We start from the raw sequence: 16,896 nt of genomic DNA, 5'->3' as shown, positions 1-16,896 counted from the left end.
GGACGCGCGGGCTGCGCCGGCCTCATTTCGCACCGCCTTGGGTCGGCGGCGCGCCGCCGCCCTGGGCCGCCGCTCCCGCACCCGGCCCGGCATCGGGCACGATGCTCGGCCCCACCGCCGGCACGGTGCCGGCGGGCGGGGTGGCGGGCGGCGCGGGTGTGGCCGTGGCGGCGGGGGTCTGGGCGGCGGGGGGCTGGGCGGCGGGTGCGGACGGGACAGGGGCGTCCGGCCCCGGCGTGGCGGGGATCGCCACATCGCCCGTGCCGTGGTCGCGGCTGCCCTGGTCGCGGCCCTCCTGGGCGCGTCCTTCCGGGTTGCGGCGCTGGCGGCGCTCCGATCCCTCGCCCGCGGCCGGTCCCGGCTTGCCGCCGGCCGCCGCGTCGGGCTCGCTGATCTTGGCGCCCTCGCGCAATTTGTCCGCGCCGTCCACCACCACCTTGTCGCCCGCGGCCAGCCCCTGGGTGACGACGATCCGGCTGGCGTCGGACGGACCGAGCGTGATCTTGCGCACGCTCACCGTATTGTCGGGCTGGACCAGATAGACATAAGTCCCCGGCGCGCCGCGCTGCACCGCCGCCGAGGGAATGACCACCACGCCGGTAAGCGTATCCACCAGCAGGTCCACGTTCACGAACTGGCTCGGAAACAGCGCCTCGTCCGCATTGTCGAACTGCGCCTTCAGCTTCACCGTGCCGGTGGTCACGTCCACCTGGTTGTCGATGGTCACGAGCTTGCCCGTGGCGAGGGCGGCGCGGCGGTTGCGGTCATAGACCACCACCGGCAGGTCGGCGCCGGCCGTCAGCCGCTTGAGCACCTGGGGCACCTTGTCCTCGGGCAAAGAGAACAGCACCGTGATCGGCTTGATCTGCGCGATCACGGCGATGCCGGTGGAATCGCCCGCCTGGACGTAGTTCCCGCGATCCACCAGCCGCAGGCCGACCCGGCCGGTGACCGGCGCGGTGATGTGGCAATATTCGAGGTTCAGCTCGGCGGTGCGCACCTGCGCCTCGTCCATCTCCACCGTGCCCTGATATTGCTGCACCAGCGCCTGCTGGGTATCGACCTGCTGCTGCGAGGCGGCATTCTTGGCCACAAGCTGGCTGTAGCGGTTGAGGTCCAGCTGGGCGTTCTTCAACTGCGCCTGGTCGCGGGCGAGCTGGCCCTTGGCCTGTTTCAGCGCGGCCTCATAGGGGCGCGGATCCACCTCGGCGAGGGGCGCGCCGGCCTGGATCTCCTGTCCCTCGGTGAAGAACAGATTGACCAGCCGGCCGCTGATCTGCGTCTTCACGGTGACGGTGGTGAGCGGCGTGACCGTGCCGAGCGCGGTGAGCGTCACCGGCATGCTGCCGGTCTGCGCCAGCGCGGTCGCGACCGGCACGGGAAGGCCCGCGAAGCCGCCGCGCCCGCCCGGCTGCGGGGTCTCCTGCGGCCGGATCAGGAAGCCCGCCCCCACCAGCCCCAGCAAGGCCAGGAAGATCAGGAACGACCAGGGAAACCAGCGCCGACGCTTCGGCGCCGCCTCGGCCGCGAGACTGATGGGTTCGCCGCGCAGATCGCGCAACGGGCGTGGGTCATTCATCGGAACACCAGATAGCTTGGGACGGCCGCGCGCTCGCGCCCGGCATCATCACCGTGATTGTGGTTGGGGCGAGGCGCCGCGCTCGCCCTCCTCGGGCGGAACCCAGCTCGCGAGCCGCGCGCGGCCCTCCGCCGACATCTCGCCGGCGGCGCCGATGATCACGGCGTGCAGCGCGCGCCACAGGCCGCGCCGCGCCTCGCGCAGCTGCGCCAGGGCGGCATCGGCGGCCGCGGCGTCGAACGGCTCCGCCACCAGCGCCGCGCGCACCTTGTCCTGCGCCACCCGCGAGGCGTCCTGCGCGGCATCGATGGCGCCGAGGGTGCCTTGGAACCGCGCGCGGAGCGCCTGCGCGTCCGCCGGCGGCAGCGCCGCCGCGAGCCGGTCGATGCGCGCGGCCGGGCTGCGGTCCAGCGCCACGGGCGCGGGCGCCGCCGCGCGTTCGCGGGTTTCCTGAAACGCCACGGCGACCGCGAGGCCGACGAAGAACAGGTTCAGGGCGAGCGACGCCACCAGGAGCAGCCGCCTCGGCTGGAGCATCCCCATGCGAATGACGCCGCCGGTCACAATGCGCTTTCCTCGACCGGGCCGGGCTCGAACACGATCGTGCTGAGGTCGGCCGCAACCTGCGGATGGGCGCCGGGCGCCAGCGCCGGGTCGAACAGGCTGGGATGGACCACGTTGAGGCCGGCGAGAAAGCCCAGGGCCGCCATGCCCGCCAGCGCAGCGATGCTCGGCCATGCCGGGCGCAGGTCCAGCGCCAGCAGCCAGGACGGCAGCCACCGCACCGGCGCCCGCGCGCCCTGCGGCGGCAGCGGCAGCGTCGCGAGGCGCGCGGCGATCCTGTGGCCGGCCGCGAGATCCTGCGCCGCCGGGCCGGCCGCCACCGCCCGCGCGAGGCGCGCGTCGAGCGCCGCGTGTCCCGCCAGCAGGTCCGCCACCGAGGCGTCGCGCGCCATCAGGTCCAGGGCCCGCCGGCGCGCCGGCTCGGGCCAGAGCGAAACGTCGGCTCCGTGCGCGACGCGCAGATGCTCGAACTCGTCATGGGTCATTTTTCATTCCTCCCCAAGCTGCGGCCCGAGACGGGCGCGCAGCGCGCGCCGGGCACGGACCAGCAGGGTCTCGACGCCGGAAACCGAGGCATCGAGGATTTCCGCGGTGCGGGCATTGGACAGCCCTTCCCAATAGGTAAGCAGCACGGCCGCCCTTTGCCGCTCCGGCAGATCGGCGATGGCGCGGGCGAGCGTGCGGTCCTCGTGCCCGCGGGCGAGGCGGGCGAGGGCGTCGGGCGCCGGATCGGCGATCTCCGCCGCATCCTCCAGCGGCGCGAAATCCCGGCGGCGGCGGTGATTGAGACACAGATTGACGACGATCCGGTAGAACCAGGTGCCGAACGCGGCGGTCGGCTGCCAGCGCGGCGCCGCCCGCCAGACCCGCAGAAAGGCATCCTGGACGATGTCCTCGGCATCGGCGGAATTGCCGAGAAACCGGCGCGCGAGGGCGACCGCGCGCACCGCATAGCGCTCGGTGAGCGTGCGGAACGCTGCCGCATCCCCTTGGGCGACGCGCGCCATGAGGTCTTCGTCGCTCGCTTCGCCCATCCGGGTACTCGAACCTGCCCCCGTTCGCCGCAGCATGCCACCATGATGCATGTCTCCTCAATCCGGCGGCCAAAAAGCGGCGGCCCCTGCGGCCTTGCGCCCCGCTTCGGGCGGGCAGGTCCGTTAGGTTCAACACATGGCGGCCTGAAACCCTGCGCTGCACCGCCGCGCGCGGTCCGTTCACGGTTTCGCGAGATGGCCTCCCGCACCGCAGGGTTCGCGCGGATGCCGTGTTCAAAGGCCGTAACGGACGAAGGGAATTGGGCTGATGCCGCGTCTCGTGTGGGTCGTAACGCCGGCCGTTCTGGTCGCCGGCGCGCTTGCTTGGCACTATGGGTTTGCCGCGCCCTCCTCCTCCCCGGCCAATGCCAAGAAGGCTCCGCCCGCCATTCCCGTGATCGCGACCACCGTGCGCGAGGAGAGCTTTCCGGTCTATGCCACCGGCCTCGGCACCGTTCAGGCGTTCAATTCGGTGACCGTGAAGGTGCGCGTCGACGGCGAGCTGGACAAGGTCACCTTCAGCGAGGGGCAGGACGTGAAGGCCGGCGACGTGCTGGCGCAGATCGATCCGCGCCCGTTCCAGGCCACCCTCGCCCAGGCCCAGGCGGCCAAGGCCAAGGACCAGGCCCAGCTCGCCAATGCCAAGCTGGACCAGGACCGCTTCAAGCAGCTGGTGACCAAGAACGCGGTCTCCCAGCAGCAGCTCGACACCCAGAACGCCCTCGTCGCCCAATATGAAGCGGCGATCCAGGGCGACGACGCGGCCATCGACAGCGCCAATGTGCAGCTCGGCTATACCACCGTGCGCGCGCCGATTTCCGGCCGCACCGGCGTGCGGCTGCTCGACGAGGGCAACATCGTCCACGCGTCCGACACCACCGGGCTGGTGGTGATCACCCAGCTGAAGCCGATCTCGGTGATCATCTCCCTGCCGCAGGACCGGTTCGACGACGTGGTGGCCGCCATGGGGCGCGGCCCGGTGCCCGCCCTCGCCTTCCGGCGCGACGGCGTGACCCAGCTCGGCGCCGGCACCGTGACGCTGATCGACAACCAGATCGACCAGAGCACCGGCACCATCCGCATCAAGGCGACATTCCCGAACGAGGATCTCAAGCTCTGGCCGGGCGCGTTCGTGAACGTGCAGGTGCTGGTGGATACCCGCAAGGACGCCATCCTGGTGCCGGCGCAGGTGGTGCAGCGCGGACCGGACGGCTTCTATGTCTATGTGGTCCGCGACGACGATACGGTGGAGAAGCGCGCCGTCACCGTCGGCCCGAGCCGCGCCGGGCAGATGGTGGTGGAAACCGGGCTCACCGCCGGCGAGCGCGTGGTGGTGGACGGCCAGTACAAGCTGACCCCGGGCGCCCACGTCACGGTCACCGTCACCCCCGGCGCCAAGCCGCAGGCCGCCCCGCTCTCCACCGCCAGCGCCGAGAAGCGGGCATGAGCATTTCGGCTCCCTTCATCCGGCGCCCCATCGCCACATCGCTGCTGATGCTGGCGCTGGTGCTGATCGGTGGCGTCGCCTACCCGCTGCTGCCGGTGGCGCCGCTGCCGCAGGTGGACTTTCCCACCATCCAGGTCTCGGCCAGCCTGCCCGGCGCCAGCCCGGAGACCATGGCCTCCTCGGTCTCCACCCCGCTGGAACGCCAGTTCGCGCAGATCGCCGGCGTCACCCAGATGACCTCGACCAGCGCGCTCGGCGTCGCCTCCATCACCATTCAGTTCGACCTCAACCGCGCCATCGACGCCGCCGCGCAGGACGTGCAGGCCGCCATCACCGCCGCCAGCGGCCAATTGCCGAAAAACCTGCCCACCCCGCCCACCTATCGCAAGGTGAACCCGGCGGATGCGCCGATCCTGATCCTCGCGGTCCAGTCGGACCTGTATCCGCTCACCAAGCTCGACGATTACGCCGACACCATCCTCGCCCAGCAGATCAGCCAGATTCCCGGCATCGCCCAGGTGGCCATCACCGGCGAGCAGAAGCCGGCCGTGCGGGTGCAGGTGGACCCGGCGAAGATCGCCTCGCTCGGCATGAGCCTGGAGGACGTGCGCGCCATCCTCGCTGCCGCCACGGTGGATTCCCCCAAGGGCTCGTTCGACGGCACGGCCCAGAGCTTCACCATCTATGCCGACGACCAGCTCCTGGTGTCCTCGCCGTGGAACGATGTCGTGCTCGCCTACAAGAACGGCGCCCCGGTGCGCATCCGCGACATCGGCCGCGCCGTGGACGGGCCGGAGAATGCCCGCCTCGCCTCCTGGCAGAACGGCAAGCGCGGCATCCAGCTGATCGTGTTCAAGCAGCCCGGCGCCAACGTCATCGAGACGGTGGACCGCGTGCACGCCATGATCCCGCGCCTCGAAGCCGCGCTGCCCCCCGGCATCGACGTGCTGGTGATCTCCGATCGCACCCAGACCATCCGCGCCTCGGTGGACGACGTGCAGTTCACCATGATGCTCACCATCGGCCTGGTGGTGGCGGTGATCTTCGCCTTTCTGCGCAACGTGTGGGCCACCATCATCCCGAGCGTGACCGTGCCCATGGCGCTGATCGGCACCTTCGCGGTGATGTATGCGCTCGGCTATTCCATCGACAATCTCTCGCTGATGGGCCTCACGATCGCGGTCGGCTTCGTCGTCGACGACGCCATCGTGATGCTGGAGAACATCTATCGCCACATCGAGGAGGGCATGGCGCCGTTCGAGGCGGCGCTGAAGGGCTCGGCGGAAATCGGCTTCACCATCATCTCGATCAGCCTGTCGCTGGTGGCGGTGTTCATCCCGGTGCTGCTGATGGGCGGCATCGTCGGCCGACTGCTGCGCGAATTCGCGGTGACGGTCACCATCACCATCCTGGTGTCGGTGGTGGTCTCGCTCACGCTCACCCCCATGATGTGCTCGCTGTTCCTGAAGAACGATCACGGCGTGAAGCACAGCCGCCTGTACATGGCCTTCGAAACCTTCTTCGACGGCCTGCTCGCGGCCTATGACCACGGCCTGAAATGGGTGCTGCGCCATCAGTTCCTGACGCTCATGACCCTGTTCTGCACCATGGCCGCCACCGGCTATCTGTATGTGGTGATCCCCAAGGGCTTCTTCCCGCAGCAGGATACGGGCTTCATCCAGGGCTTCTCGGAGGCCGCGCAGGACATTTCCTTCTCCGCCATGTCGCAGAAGCAGATGGCGCTGCTGGACGTGGTCGGCCGCGATCCCGCCGTCGAAACCGTCGCCGGATCGGTGGGCGCCACGGGCGGATCGCAGACCGTGAACACCGGCCGCGTCTGGATCACCCTGAAGCCGCGCGACCAGCGCGACGTCAGCGCCGACCAGGTGATCGCGCGGCTGCGTCCGCAGCTGGCCAAGGTGGAGGGCATCGCCCTGTTCCTCCAGGCCTCGCAGGACATCAATGTGGGCGGGCGCCCCTCGCGCACGCAATATCAATACACCTTGCAGGACGCCAATCTCGCGGAGCTCAACGAATGGGCGCCGAAAATGCTGGCGATGCTGCGCGGCCTGCCCGAACTCCAGGACGTCGCCACCGACCAGCAGACCAACGCCCCCACCGTCTCGCTGAAGATCGACCGCGACACCGCCGCCCGCTTCGGCATCCAGCCGCAGGTGATCGACGACACGCTCTATGACGCGTTCGGCCAGCGGCAGGTGGCGCAATATTTCACCCAGCTCTCGCAATATCACGTCATCCTGGAGATCGACCCCAAGCTCCAGATGGATACCAGCGCGCTCGACAAGCTCTATGTGAAGTCGCCGCGCACCGGCGAGGAGATCCCGCTCTCGGCCTTCGTGAAGGTGGACACCTCCAAGAGCGCGTCGCTCTCGATCTCCCACCAGGGCCAGTTCCCGGCCGTGACGCTGAGCTTCAATCTCAGCCCGGGCACGGCGCTCGGCCAGGCGGTGGACGCGATCCGGGCGGCGGAGCTGAAGATCAACAAGCCGCTGACGCTGATCGGCACATTCCAGGGCACGGCGCAGGCGTTCCAGGATTCCCTGCGCACCCAGCCCTACCTGATCCTCGCCGCCGTGATCGCGGTCTACATCATCCTGGGCGTGCTCTATGAGAGCTACATCCACCCGCTGACGATCCTCTCCACCTTGCCCTCCGCCGGGCTCGGGGCCTTGCTGATCCTGTATTTCTCGGGCTTCGACCTGAGCGTGATCGCGCTCATCGGCATCCTGCTGCTGATCGGCATCGTGAAGAAGAACGCCATCATGATGATCGACTTCGCGCTCGCCAAGGAGCGCGAGGAGGGCATGGCGCCCGAGCAGTCCATCTATCAGGCCTGCCTCACCCGGTTCCGCCCGATCATGATGACCACCATGGCCGCGCTTTTGGGCGGCCTGCCGCTGATGCTCGGCACCGGCACCGGTTCCGAACTGCGGCGCCCCCTGGGCTTCGCCATCGTCGGCGGGCTTCTGGTGAGCCAGATCCTCACCCTCTACACGACGCCGGTGGTCTATCTCTACATGAACCGGCTTCAACTCTGGCTGGGGAAGGGGCGGCGCGCCCGCGCCGCCGCCAAGCGGGCGGACGCGGAACACCCCGCTCCCTCCCCCGTGCCAGACCACGGCGCCGACGTCCCCGCAAGCTGACGGCGCATCGCCGACGGACGGGATCCGTCCGTTCGCGGTCGCGCCCGGGGGACGTCTGGTGGAGGCGGGGCTTCTGCGGGGGGAAGCCCCGCCGTCTGCCCGGCGGACGCAACGTCACGCGCCTGTGATGTGCATGGATAACGCGCGCGGATAAGGCGACGCCCGCCACGGCGGAGAGGCGGGAAACCGGCATGAAAGCGGCATTCCCCCGCAGCGGGGTGCGACGGCGTGACCGCCATTTCCGTGCATATTTAATTTTGCATTCAGAAACGCCGATATTTTGCGCATTTACTGCCTAGAAAACATTCTTCCTCCCACGGAGTCAGGTTGTTAGCGTCCGCACAACAGCCCCCGGCGCATTGCTGCGGGGCAGCATGCGCTTGGGACCCTGATGACCGACCCCTTCCCGGCACCGCTGGCCGAGAGCCCGTTGCAGCCGCTGCCCGATGTGGGCGGACCGGCCCAGGCGCTGCTGAGCGTGTCCGGCCTCACCAAGACCTTTGCCGGGCGCGGCAAGCTGTTCGGCGGGCGGGCGGGCGCGGTGCAGGCGGTGAATGCCGTCTCGTTCGATGTGCGCAAGGGCGAGACGCTCGGCATCGTGGGGGAATCCGGCTGCGGGAAATCCACCTTATCCAAGCTCATCATGGGTCTGCTGGAGCCCACGGCCGGGGACATCGTGTTCGACGGGGAGGCGCTGGGGCGCGATGCGGCGGGGCTGCGGCGCTATCGCCGCCAGGTCCAGATGGTGTTCCAGGACAGTTTTTCGTCCCTCAACCCGCGGCTGACCATCGAGGAATCCATCGCCTTTCCCCCCATGGTGCATGGCATGGCGCGCAAGGCGGCCATCGGCATCGCCCGCGACATGCTCGCCGCCGTGGGCCTCCAGCCGGCGCAATATGCCACGCGCTTCCCCCATGAGCTGTCCGGCGGCCAGCGCCAGCGGGTGAACATCGCCCGCGCGCTTGCCCTGCGCCCCCGCCTCGTGGTGCTGGACGAGCCGGTCTCCGCCCTCGACAAATCCGTGGAAGCGCAGGTGCTGAACCTGCTGATGGACCTGAAAGCCGAATTCGGGCTGACCTACATCTTCATCAGCCACGATCTCAACGTGGTCCAATATATTTCGGACCGTGTGCTGGTCATGTATCTCGGCCGCGTGGTCGAACTCGGCGACGCCGAGGCCATCTTCGCCGGCGCCGCCCATCCCTACACGTCTGCTCTGCTGGCGAGCCGGCCTTCGGTGGCCGGCCGCAGCCGCGCGGCGCCGCCCTTGGTGGGCGACCCGCCGAGCCCGGTGAACCCGCCCTCCGGCTGCGCCTTCCATCCGCGCTGCGCGGCTTCCGAAGCGGTGTGCGCCGCCACACGGCCGGCGCTGCTGCCGGTCGCCGTCGCGGATCGCAAGGCCGAACATCTGGCCGCCTGCCTCATCAATCAGCCGGGCAGCGGCCACAGCCGTGCGCCGAGGGCCGCCTGATGAGCGCCCTCCAGACCCAGCCCCAATCCCCGCCTCTGGTGAAGGTGCGCGACCTGAAGGTCGCCTTCGTCTCGAAGGAAGCGACGCTGCATGCGGTGAACGGGGTGGATTTCGACCTCGCCCCGAAGGAGACGCTGTGCATCCTCGGCGAGAGCGGCTCCGGCAAGTCGGTCACGCTGCGCTCGCTCATGCGCCTGCATCCGCCCAAGCGCACCCGCATCACCGGCACCATCGCGGTGGACGGCACCGACATCGTCGCCGCCTCCGAGCGCGAGCTGTCCTCCATCCGCGGGCGCCTCGTCTCCATGATCTTCCAGGAGCCCATGACGGCGCTGGACCCGGTGTTCACCATCGGCAAGCAGATCACCGAGACCATCCGCCGGCACGAAGGCGTGAGCCAGCAGGAAGCGCAACGCCGCGCGCTCGACCTGCTGGAGCTGGTGCAGATCCCCTCCGCGCGCCAGCGGCTCGATGCCTATCCGCACGAACTCTCCGGCGGCCTGCGCCAGCGGGCGATGATCGCGGTCGCGCTCTCCGTGCGGCCCAAGCTTCTTTTGGCGGACGAGCCCACCACCGCGCTCGACGCCACGGTGCAGATCCAGGTGCTGCTGCTGCTGAAGCGCATCCAGGCGGAACTGGGCATGGGCGTCATCTTCGTCACCCACGATCTCGGGGTGGCGGGCGAGATCGCCGACCGCATCGCCGTCATGTATGCCGGCCGCTTCATCGAGGAGGCGCCCGCCGAGGCGCTGCTGGAGGCGCCCGAGCATCCCTATGTGGAAGGGCTGCTGGGCGCCACCGTCACCCCCGCCTCGCGCGGGCGGCGGCTCACCGCCATTCCCGGATCGCCGCCCAACCTGCGCACCCTGCCGGCGGGCTGCGCCTTCGCCCCGCGCTGCATCTATGCCGAGCCCGCATGCCGGGCCGCCGTACCGGACCTGCGCGCCATCGCGCCCGACCGCACCGTGCGCTGCATCCATCCCGCCGGCATGCGGCCCGCGCCGCCGCCCGCCCTGGCGTTCGCGGCCGAGGAGCGCGCCCCATGATCTTCTACATCGTCCGCCGCGTGCTTTATTCCATTCCCATCGCCCTGTCGGTGGGGCTGGTGTGCTTCCTGCTGGTCTATATCTCGCCCGGCGATCCCATCAGCGCCATCGCCCCGCCCGACGCGCCGGCGGAGATGATCGCCCAGCTGCGCCGCGACTACGGGCTCGACAAGCCCTTGCCCGAGCAGTTCCTGATCTGGCTCGGGCGCGTGGTGCAGGGCGATCTCGGCCATTCCCTCGCCACCGGCCGTTCAGTGTGGGGCGAGGTCTCGGTCGCGCTTCAGAACACGGTTTCGCTGGCGGTCGCCGCCTGCACCCTGGCGTTCGCGCTCGGCCTGCTGCTCGGCGGGCTCGCGGCGGCGTTCCGCGACACCTGGGTGGATCGTCTGGTGATGACCATCGCGGTGGCCGGCGTCTCGGTGCCGCATTATTGGCTCGGCATGCTGCTGGTGGCGGTGTTCGCCGTCACCTATCCCCTCGCCCCCTCCATGGGCGCCGGGCCGGGCGGCACCTTCGTGTGGGATTTCGCGCACCTGCCCTTCCTCATCCTGCCCATGGTGACGCTGAGCGCCATTCCCCTCGGCCTCGTCGCCCGCACGGTGCGCGGCACGGTGATCGAGATCCTGCACCAGGAGTTCATCACCACCTTGCGCGGCAAGGGCCTGCGCAGCGGCGGCATCCTGCTGCACGTGGCCAAGAATGCCGCGCCGAGCGTGCTCGCGGTCATGGGGCTGCAACTGGGCTATCTCATGGGCGGCTCGATCCTGGTGGAGACCGTATTCTCCTGGCCGGGCACTGGCTTTCTGCTGAACAGCGCCATCTTCCAGCGCGACATCCCGCTGCTGCAAGGCACCATCCTGGTGCTGGCGCTGCTGTTCGTCGCGCTCAATCTTGCGGTCGATCTCGGCCAGGCGCTCCTTGACCCCCGGATCAAACGGTGATGACCCTGATTGCCGCCAAGGACACCCCCGCGACGGACACCCTCGCACCCGAGAAAATCGAGCGGCCGCAAGGCTATTGGCAGGGCGTCGCCAAGCGCGTGCTGCGCGACAAGGCCACCATGCTGTGCCTGCTGGTGCTGCTGGTCATGTTCCTCGCCATCGTGTTCGCGCCGCTGATCGCGCCCTATGATCCCTATGTGGGCAGCATGGCGCGGCGGCTCAAACCGGTGGGCACGCCGGGCTATCTGCTCGGCACCGACGAACTCGGCCGCGACATGCTCACCCGCCTGCTCTACGGCGGGCGCCTCTCCTGGTTCATCGGCATCATGCCGGTGGCGATCGCCTTCGGCATCGGCGCCTCGCTCGGCATCGTCGCGGGCTTCGCCGGCGGCTGGCTGAACATGCTGATCATGCGCGCCACCGACGTGTTCTATGCCTTCCCCTCGGTGCTGCTGGCGGTGGCGGTGAGCGGCGCGCTCGGGCCGGGCATCTTCAATGCCATCCTGGCGCTGACCCTGGTGTTCATCCCGCCGCTGATCCGCATTTCGGAAAGCACCACGGCGGGCGTGCGGGCGCTCGATTATGTGGAGGCGGCGCGCGCCACCGGGGCCTCGCCCCTCACCATCATCCGCGTGCACGTTCTGCCGAACGTGATGGGGCCGATCTTCGTCTATGCCACCGGCCTGATCAGCGTCGCCATGATCCTCGGCGCCGGCCTCTCCTTCCTCGGGCTCGGCACCCGGCCGCCGGAAGCGGAATGGGGGCTGATGCTCAATACGCTGCGCACCTCGCTCTACAACAAGCCGCTGCTCGCCATGCTGCCGGGCATCTGCATCTTCGTGACCTCCATCTGCTTCAACATGGTCAGCGACGGCCTGCGCGGCGCCATGGAGGTGAAGAACTAGCCCCGCACGGGCCCGCCTGTCGCGGCGCGGTGGCGGGCCGTTCCGGGATGCAGCAGCCGGCGCAGACCGGCGAACCAGGGCAGGACGCACCGGCGACCGAAGATTTCAAGAACACACGAACCAAGAACACACGAACCTTCCAGGAGTCCTCGATGCCACCGTTCGATTTGACCCGCCGCACCCTGCTCACCGGCACCGCCGTCACGGCGGCGGCCGCCACCCTCGGCGGCCTGCCGCGCCCGGTGTTCGCCCAGGCAGCCTCCAGCCTGAACTACGGCATCTCCATGACGGACGTGCCGCTCACCACCGGCCAGCCGGATCGCGGCGCCGGCGCCTACCAGTTCACCGGCCTCACCCTCTACGACCCGCTGGTGGCGTGGGAACTCGACGTCGCCGATCGTCCCGGCAAGATGATCCCGGGCCTTGCCACCTCGTGGGAGGCCGACCCCGCCGACCGCAAGAACTGGATCTTCAAGCTGCGCGAGGGCGTAAAATTCCACGACGGCTCGCCGTTCAACGCCGATGCGGTGATCTGGAACCTGGAAAAGGTGATGAACACCCAGGCGCCGCAGTTCGACGCGCGTCAGGCGGCGCAGGTGAAGCCGCGCCTGCCCTCGCTCGCATCCTACAAGAAGCTCGACGACATGACGGTGCAGATCACCGCCAAGAGCGTGGACGCGCTGTTCCCCTATCAGATGATGTGGTTCCTCATCTCCTCGCCGGCGCAGTTCGAGAAGCTGGGCGGCGATTGGGCGAAGTTCGCCATGGCGCCCTCGGGCACCGGCCCGTTCAAGATGGGCGAACTGGTGCCGCGCGTGCGCGTCGAGCTGCTGAAGAACCCCGATTACTGGGACAAGAAGCGCCTCGCCAAGGTGGACAAGCTCACCCTCACCTGCATCCCCGAGGACCTCTCGCGCGCCAGCGCCTTGCTGTCCAACCAGGTGGACCTGATCGAATCCCCCGCGCCGGATTCCGTCGCGCGCCTCAAGCAGGCCGGCATGCGCATCTCCACCAACGTGGTGCCGCACGTGTGGAACTATCATCTCTCCATGGTGGAAGGCTCGCCCTGGCGTGACGTGCGCCTGCGCCGCGCGGCGAACCTCGCCATCGACCGCGACGCGGTGGTGGAACTGATGAACGGCCTCGCCGTGCCGGCGGTCGGTCAGGTGGCGCAGTCGAGCCCCTGGTTCGGCAATCCGAGCTTCAAGATCCGCTACGACATGGACGAAGCCCGCAAGCTCATCAAGGACGCCGGCTATTCCAAGGACAAGCCGCTGAAGGTGAAGTTCATCGTGCCCACCGGCGGCACCGGGCAGATGCTCTCCATGCCGATGAACGAATTCGTGCAGCAGAGCTGGGCGGAAGCGGGCATCGCGCTGGAACTCCAGCCGGTGGAGCAGGAAGTCGCCTACACCGCATGGCGCAAGGGCGCGGCCGACCCGAGCCTTGCCGGCATCACTGGCTCCAACGTGGCTTATGTCACCAGCGACCCGTTCTACGCCATCGTGCGCTTCTACAGCTCCAAGCAGATCGCGCCCGTGGGCGTGAACTGGAGCCACTATAAGAACGCCGAGGTGGACGCGCTCTGCGACCAGATCAGCGCCACCTTCGAGCCCTCCGAGCAGGACAAGCTGCTGGCCAAGGTGCACGAGAAGGTGGTGGACGACGCGGTGCAGGTGTGGGTGGTCCACGACGTGTACCCGCACGCCTTGTCGCCCAAGGTGAAGAGCTACACCCAGGCGCAGCACTGGTTCCAGGACCTGACCACGCTCTCCTGAGCGGGGCGGTTCGCAAAAATGCGAAGGGGCGCCTGCGGGCGCCCTTTTTCATGGGCGGCGCCATTTCCGCCTTCGGCGGCCCCCTCCCCAGCCCTCCCCCGCAAGCGGGAGAGGGGGCGCGCCGGTCTGGGGCGCATGAACTCCCACCCCAAACCACCCGAATTCCCTCTCCCGCTTGCGGGGGAGGGTTAGGGAGGGGGCGGGGGAAGGGAGGGGGCGGGGGCGGGGGAAGGGAGGGGGCGGGGGAAGGGAGGGCGCATGAACTCCCACCCCGAACCGCCCGAATTCCCTCTCCCGCCTGCGGGGGAGGGTTAGGGAGGGGGCGGGGGAAGGGAGGGCGCATGAACTCCCACCCCAAACCGCCCGAATTCCCTCTCCCGCCTGCGGGGGAGGGTTAGGGAGGGGGCGGGGGAAGGGCGGAGGCGCATGAACTCCCACCCCCAAACCACCCGAATTCCCTCTCCCGCTTGCGGGCGCCCTTTTTCATGGACGGCGCCATTTCCGCCTTCGGCGGCCCCCTCCCCAGCCCTCCCCCGCACGCGGGAGAGGGGGCGTGCCGTAGCGTAAGGGAGCCTCTGCTCCCACCCCGAACCGCCCGAATTCCCTCTCCCGCTTGCGGGGGAGGGTTAGGGAGGGGGCAAGGGAAGGGCGGAGGCGCATGAACTCCCACCCCCAAACCACCCGAATTCCCTCTCCCGCTTGCGGGCGCCCCTTTTTCATGGACGGCGCCATTTCCGCCTTCGGCGGCCCCCTCCCCAGCCCTCCCCCGCACACGGGAGAGGGGGCGTGCCGTAGCGTAAGGGAGCCTCTGCTCCCACCCCGAACCACCCGAATTCCCTCTCCTGCTTGCGGGGGAGGGGGCGCGCCGTCGCGTGAGGGACGCCTCTGCTCCCACCCCCAAACCGCCCGAATTCCCTCTCCCGCTTGCGGGGGAGGGTTAGGGAGGGGGCGAGGGAAGGGCGGAGGCGCATGAACTCCCACCCCAAACCGCCCGAATTCCCTCCCCCGCTTGCGGGGGAGGGTTAGGGAGGGGGAACGGGGGAGGGTTAGGGAGGGGGAAGGCCGGACGAGGCGCAAGAAGGGGCAGGCGAGGTTGATGAACGAACCCGCGCAGGCGGGGCCGGGCCTGGAACGGCCCGCCGTCACCACGCCGCGGCGGAGGCCGGGAATACCTCGGACTTGCTGCCGCGCGGGTCGCAGCCCGCCTCCAGCATCCCGTCGGCATGGCGCTCGGCCGCCAGCAGGAAGCCTTCGGTCCAGTCCGGCCCCACGGAGAGTTCGTGCCCGCGCGCGGCGAGGCTCTCGAACACCGCGTCCCCGAAGCGGGCCTCGATGCGCAGGCGGCTCGGGAAGAAATCGTGCGGGGCGAAGAAGCCGGGGAAATGCTCGCTGGAGAATTTCGGCGCCTCGATGGCCGCCTGCACCGGCATGCCGAACACCAGCCGGTTGAGCAGGAATTGCACCTGCCACTGGTCCTGCTGGTCGCCGCCCATGGAGCCGCAGGCGATGGTGGGGCGGCCGTCCACCGTGACCAGCGTGGGGCTGATGGTGGTGCGCGGCCTTTTGCCCGGCGCCACCACATTGGGGTGGTTCGAGGGGCCCATGTGGAAGTTCGACAGGCGGTTGCCGAGCGGGAAGCCCAGCGCCGGCATCACCTCGGCCGATTTGATCCAGGCACCGGACGGCGTGAAGGCGCAGGCATTGCCCTCTTCGTCCATGGTGTCCACATGCACCGTGCCCGCGCCCCAGTTCGTCAGCGGCCGCCGCTCGGACGCCGCGAGCACCGCGCCGTGTTCCAGCGGATCGCCGGGGCGCATCTCGGCGCTGGCCTTCGCCATGTCCACCAGCCTTGCCCGCAGCGCGCCATAGGCGTCCGACAGGAGCGCCTCCACCGGCACGGAGACCTGTCGGGTGTCGGCGTAATATTGCTCGCGGTCGGCAAAGGCGAGCTTCATCGCCTCCACCACCAGATGCACATAATCCGCGCTGTTGTGGCCGAGCGCGGGAAGATCGAAGGATTTCAGGATCGAGAGGGTCTGCAGCAGCGCCGGCCCCTGGGTCCAGGCCGAGGTCTTGTGGATGCGCGCGCCGGCATAATCGAGGAAGACCGGCGCTTCCACCGGCACCTCGAAGGCGGCGAAATCCTCACGCGTGAGCAGGCCGTCCTTTTCATCCGAGAACGCCACCATCTGCGCGGCAACGTCGCCCTTGTAGAAGGCGTCGAACACCGCCTGGAGGCCCCGTTCGCGCGTGCCGCCGGCCGCCTTTTCGGCGGACACCAGATAGTCGATCATGCCCGCAAAGGCGGGGTTGGTCATGGCCGAGCCCTCGGCGGGCAACGCGCCGTCGCGCAGATAGAGCGCAGCGCTGCCGGGCCATTGGGCGAGAAACTTTTCGCGATTGTCGGCGATGCCGAACTTGTGCTGGCGGATCAGCCCGGCATGGACCGGAAAGCCGGTGCGGGCGAGATCCAGCGCGCGCGCGGAGAGATCGGCGAAGCTCATGCGGCCGTAGCGCTGGGCCGCGACGATGAGCGCGCCGAATGCGCCCGGCACGCCGGCGGCGAGAATCCCCTCGGCCGGCACCACCTCATGGCCGCGGTCACGGAACGCCTGCGGCGTCGCCTTGCCCGGCGCCACCATGTTGCCGTTGATGCAGATCACCTCTCCCGATCCCGCCGGCGCGATGAGGATCGGGCATTCGCCGCCGATGGTGTGCATGTTCGGGTTCAGCAGGCCCTCCACCAGGGTCGCCGCCACCGCCGCGTCGATGGCATTGCCGCCCGCCTTCAGCGCGTCGATGCCGGCGGCGGAGGAGAAATAATGGTGCGAGGCGACCACGCCGCGGCGCCCGAAGATGCGCGAATAGAAGGTCGTCGCCTCGGTCGGCGCCGTGCGGAAACTGCGTTCGCTGGCCACGTTCATCCAGATGCCCTTTCCTGCGGCGTCCCGCCTTGCGTGATGTTTC

At 69.2% G+C, this 16,896-nt stretch carries 12 protein-coding genes; 7 read left to right on the top strand and 5 right to left on the bottom strand.

The window, feature by feature from the left end:
- Nucleotides 1–22: 22 nt before the first annotated feature.
- The 4 genes from V5F84_RS04940 to V5F84_RS04925 are packed head-to-tail and all read right to left on the bottom strand — an operon-like array spanning nucleotide 23 to nucleotide 3,177.
- Nucleotides 23–1,579, bottom strand: a complete 1,557-nt coding sequence (locus V5F84_RS04940) for an MdtA/MuxA family multidrug efflux RND transporter periplasmic adaptor subunit (RefSeq protein WP_394043616.1) — start codon at nucleotides 1,577–1,579, stop codon at nucleotides 23–25.
- Between the two features lie 48 nt (nucleotides 1,580–1,627).
- Nucleotides 1,628–2,143, bottom strand: a complete 516-nt coding sequence (locus V5F84_RS04935; RefSeq protein ID WP_394043615.1) for a periplasmic heavy metal sensor — start codon at nucleotides 2,141–2,143, stop codon at nucleotides 1,628–1,630.
- Complete coding sequence (locus V5F84_RS04930; protein ID WP_394043614.1) at nucleotides 2,140–2,628, bottom strand: hypothetical protein; 489 nt, start codon at nucleotides 2,626–2,628, stop codon at nucleotides 2,140–2,142. The genes V5F84_RS04935 and V5F84_RS04930 overlap by 4 nt, the downstream gene beginning before the upstream one ends.
- Nucleotides 2,629–2,631: 3 nt before the next feature.
- Nucleotides 2,632–3,177: a sigma-70 family RNA polymerase sigma factor gene (locus V5F84_RS04925; RefSeq protein WP_509277161.1), complete on the bottom strand. Its 546-nt coding sequence runs from the start codon at nucleotides 3,175–3,177 to the stop codon at nucleotides 2,632–2,634.
- A gap of 268 nt (nucleotides 3,178–3,445) precedes the next feature.
- Here V5F84_RS04925 and V5F84_RS04920 point away from each other — a divergent pair, with 268 nt between their 5' ends.
- The 7 genes from V5F84_RS04920 (at nucleotide 3,446) to V5F84_RS04890 (ending at nucleotide 13,929) form a co-directional block, all read left to right on the top strand.
- A complete protein-coding gene (locus V5F84_RS04920) occupies nucleotides 3,446–4,624 on the top strand; it encodes an efflux RND transporter periplasmic adaptor subunit (RefSeq protein ID WP_394043613.1) in 1,179 nt (392 codons plus the stop codon).
- Nucleotides 4,621–7,788 (top strand): multidrug efflux RND transporter permease subunit, encoded by a 3,168-nt coding sequence (locus tag V5F84_RS04915; RefSeq protein ID WP_394043612.1) that lies wholly within the window; start codon nucleotides 4,621–4,623, stop codon nucleotides 7,786–7,788. Before V5F84_RS04920 ends, V5F84_RS04915 begins: the two co-directional genes overlap by 4 nt.
- Before the next feature lie 391 nt (nucleotides 7,789–8,179).
- Nucleotides 8,180–9,259 carry an ABC transporter ATP-binding protein gene (locus tag V5F84_RS04910; protein WP_394043611.1) on the top strand — a complete coding sequence of 360 codons (1,080 nt, stop codon included), beginning with the start codon at nucleotides 8,180–8,182 and terminating at the stop codon, nucleotides 9,257–9,259.
- Complete coding sequence (locus tag V5F84_RS04905; RefSeq protein WP_394043610.1) at nucleotides 9,259–10,305, top strand: ABC transporter ATP-binding protein; 1,047 nt, start codon at nucleotides 9,259–9,261, stop codon at nucleotides 10,303–10,305. Before V5F84_RS04910 ends, V5F84_RS04905 begins: the two co-directional genes overlap by 1 nt.
- Nucleotides 10,302–11,246, top strand: a complete 945-nt coding sequence (locus V5F84_RS04900; RefSeq protein ID WP_394043609.1) for an ABC transporter permease — start codon at nucleotides 10,302–10,304, stop codon at nucleotides 11,244–11,246. The genes V5F84_RS04905 and V5F84_RS04900 overlap by 4 nt, the downstream gene beginning before the upstream one ends.
- Nucleotides 11,246–12,151: an ABC transporter permease gene (locus tag V5F84_RS04895; RefSeq protein ID WP_394043608.1), complete on the top strand. Its 906-nt coding sequence runs from the start codon at nucleotides 11,246–11,248 to the stop codon at nucleotides 12,149–12,151. The genes V5F84_RS04900 and V5F84_RS04895 overlap by 1 nt, the downstream gene beginning before the upstream one ends.
- 152 nt (nucleotides 12,152–12,303) lie before the next feature.
- Nucleotides 12,304–13,929 carry an ABC transporter substrate-binding protein gene (locus V5F84_RS04890; RefSeq protein ID WP_394043607.1) on the top strand — a complete coding sequence of 542 codons (1,626 nt, stop codon included), beginning with the start codon at nucleotides 12,304–12,306 and terminating at the stop codon, nucleotides 13,927–13,929.
- Between the two features lie 1,142 nt (nucleotides 13,930–15,071).
- Here V5F84_RS04890 and V5F84_RS04885 read toward each other — a convergent pair.
- Nucleotides 15,072–16,853 carry a gamma-glutamyltransferase family protein gene (locus tag V5F84_RS04885; RefSeq protein ID WP_394043606.1) on the bottom strand — a complete coding sequence of 594 codons (1,782 nt, stop codon included), beginning with the start codon at nucleotides 16,851–16,853 and terminating at the stop codon, nucleotides 15,072–15,074.
- Nucleotides 16,854–16,896 lie beyond the last annotated feature (43 nt).

It is taken from the genome of Roseixanthobacter liquoris, assembly GCF_043195135.2.
Classification (GTDB): Bacteria; Pseudomonadota; Alphaproteobacteria; order Rhizobiales; family Xanthobacteraceae; genus NCEH01.
Note: the sequence above shows the minus strand (reverse complement) of the source record. Positions and strands in the feature narration are given on the sequence as shown.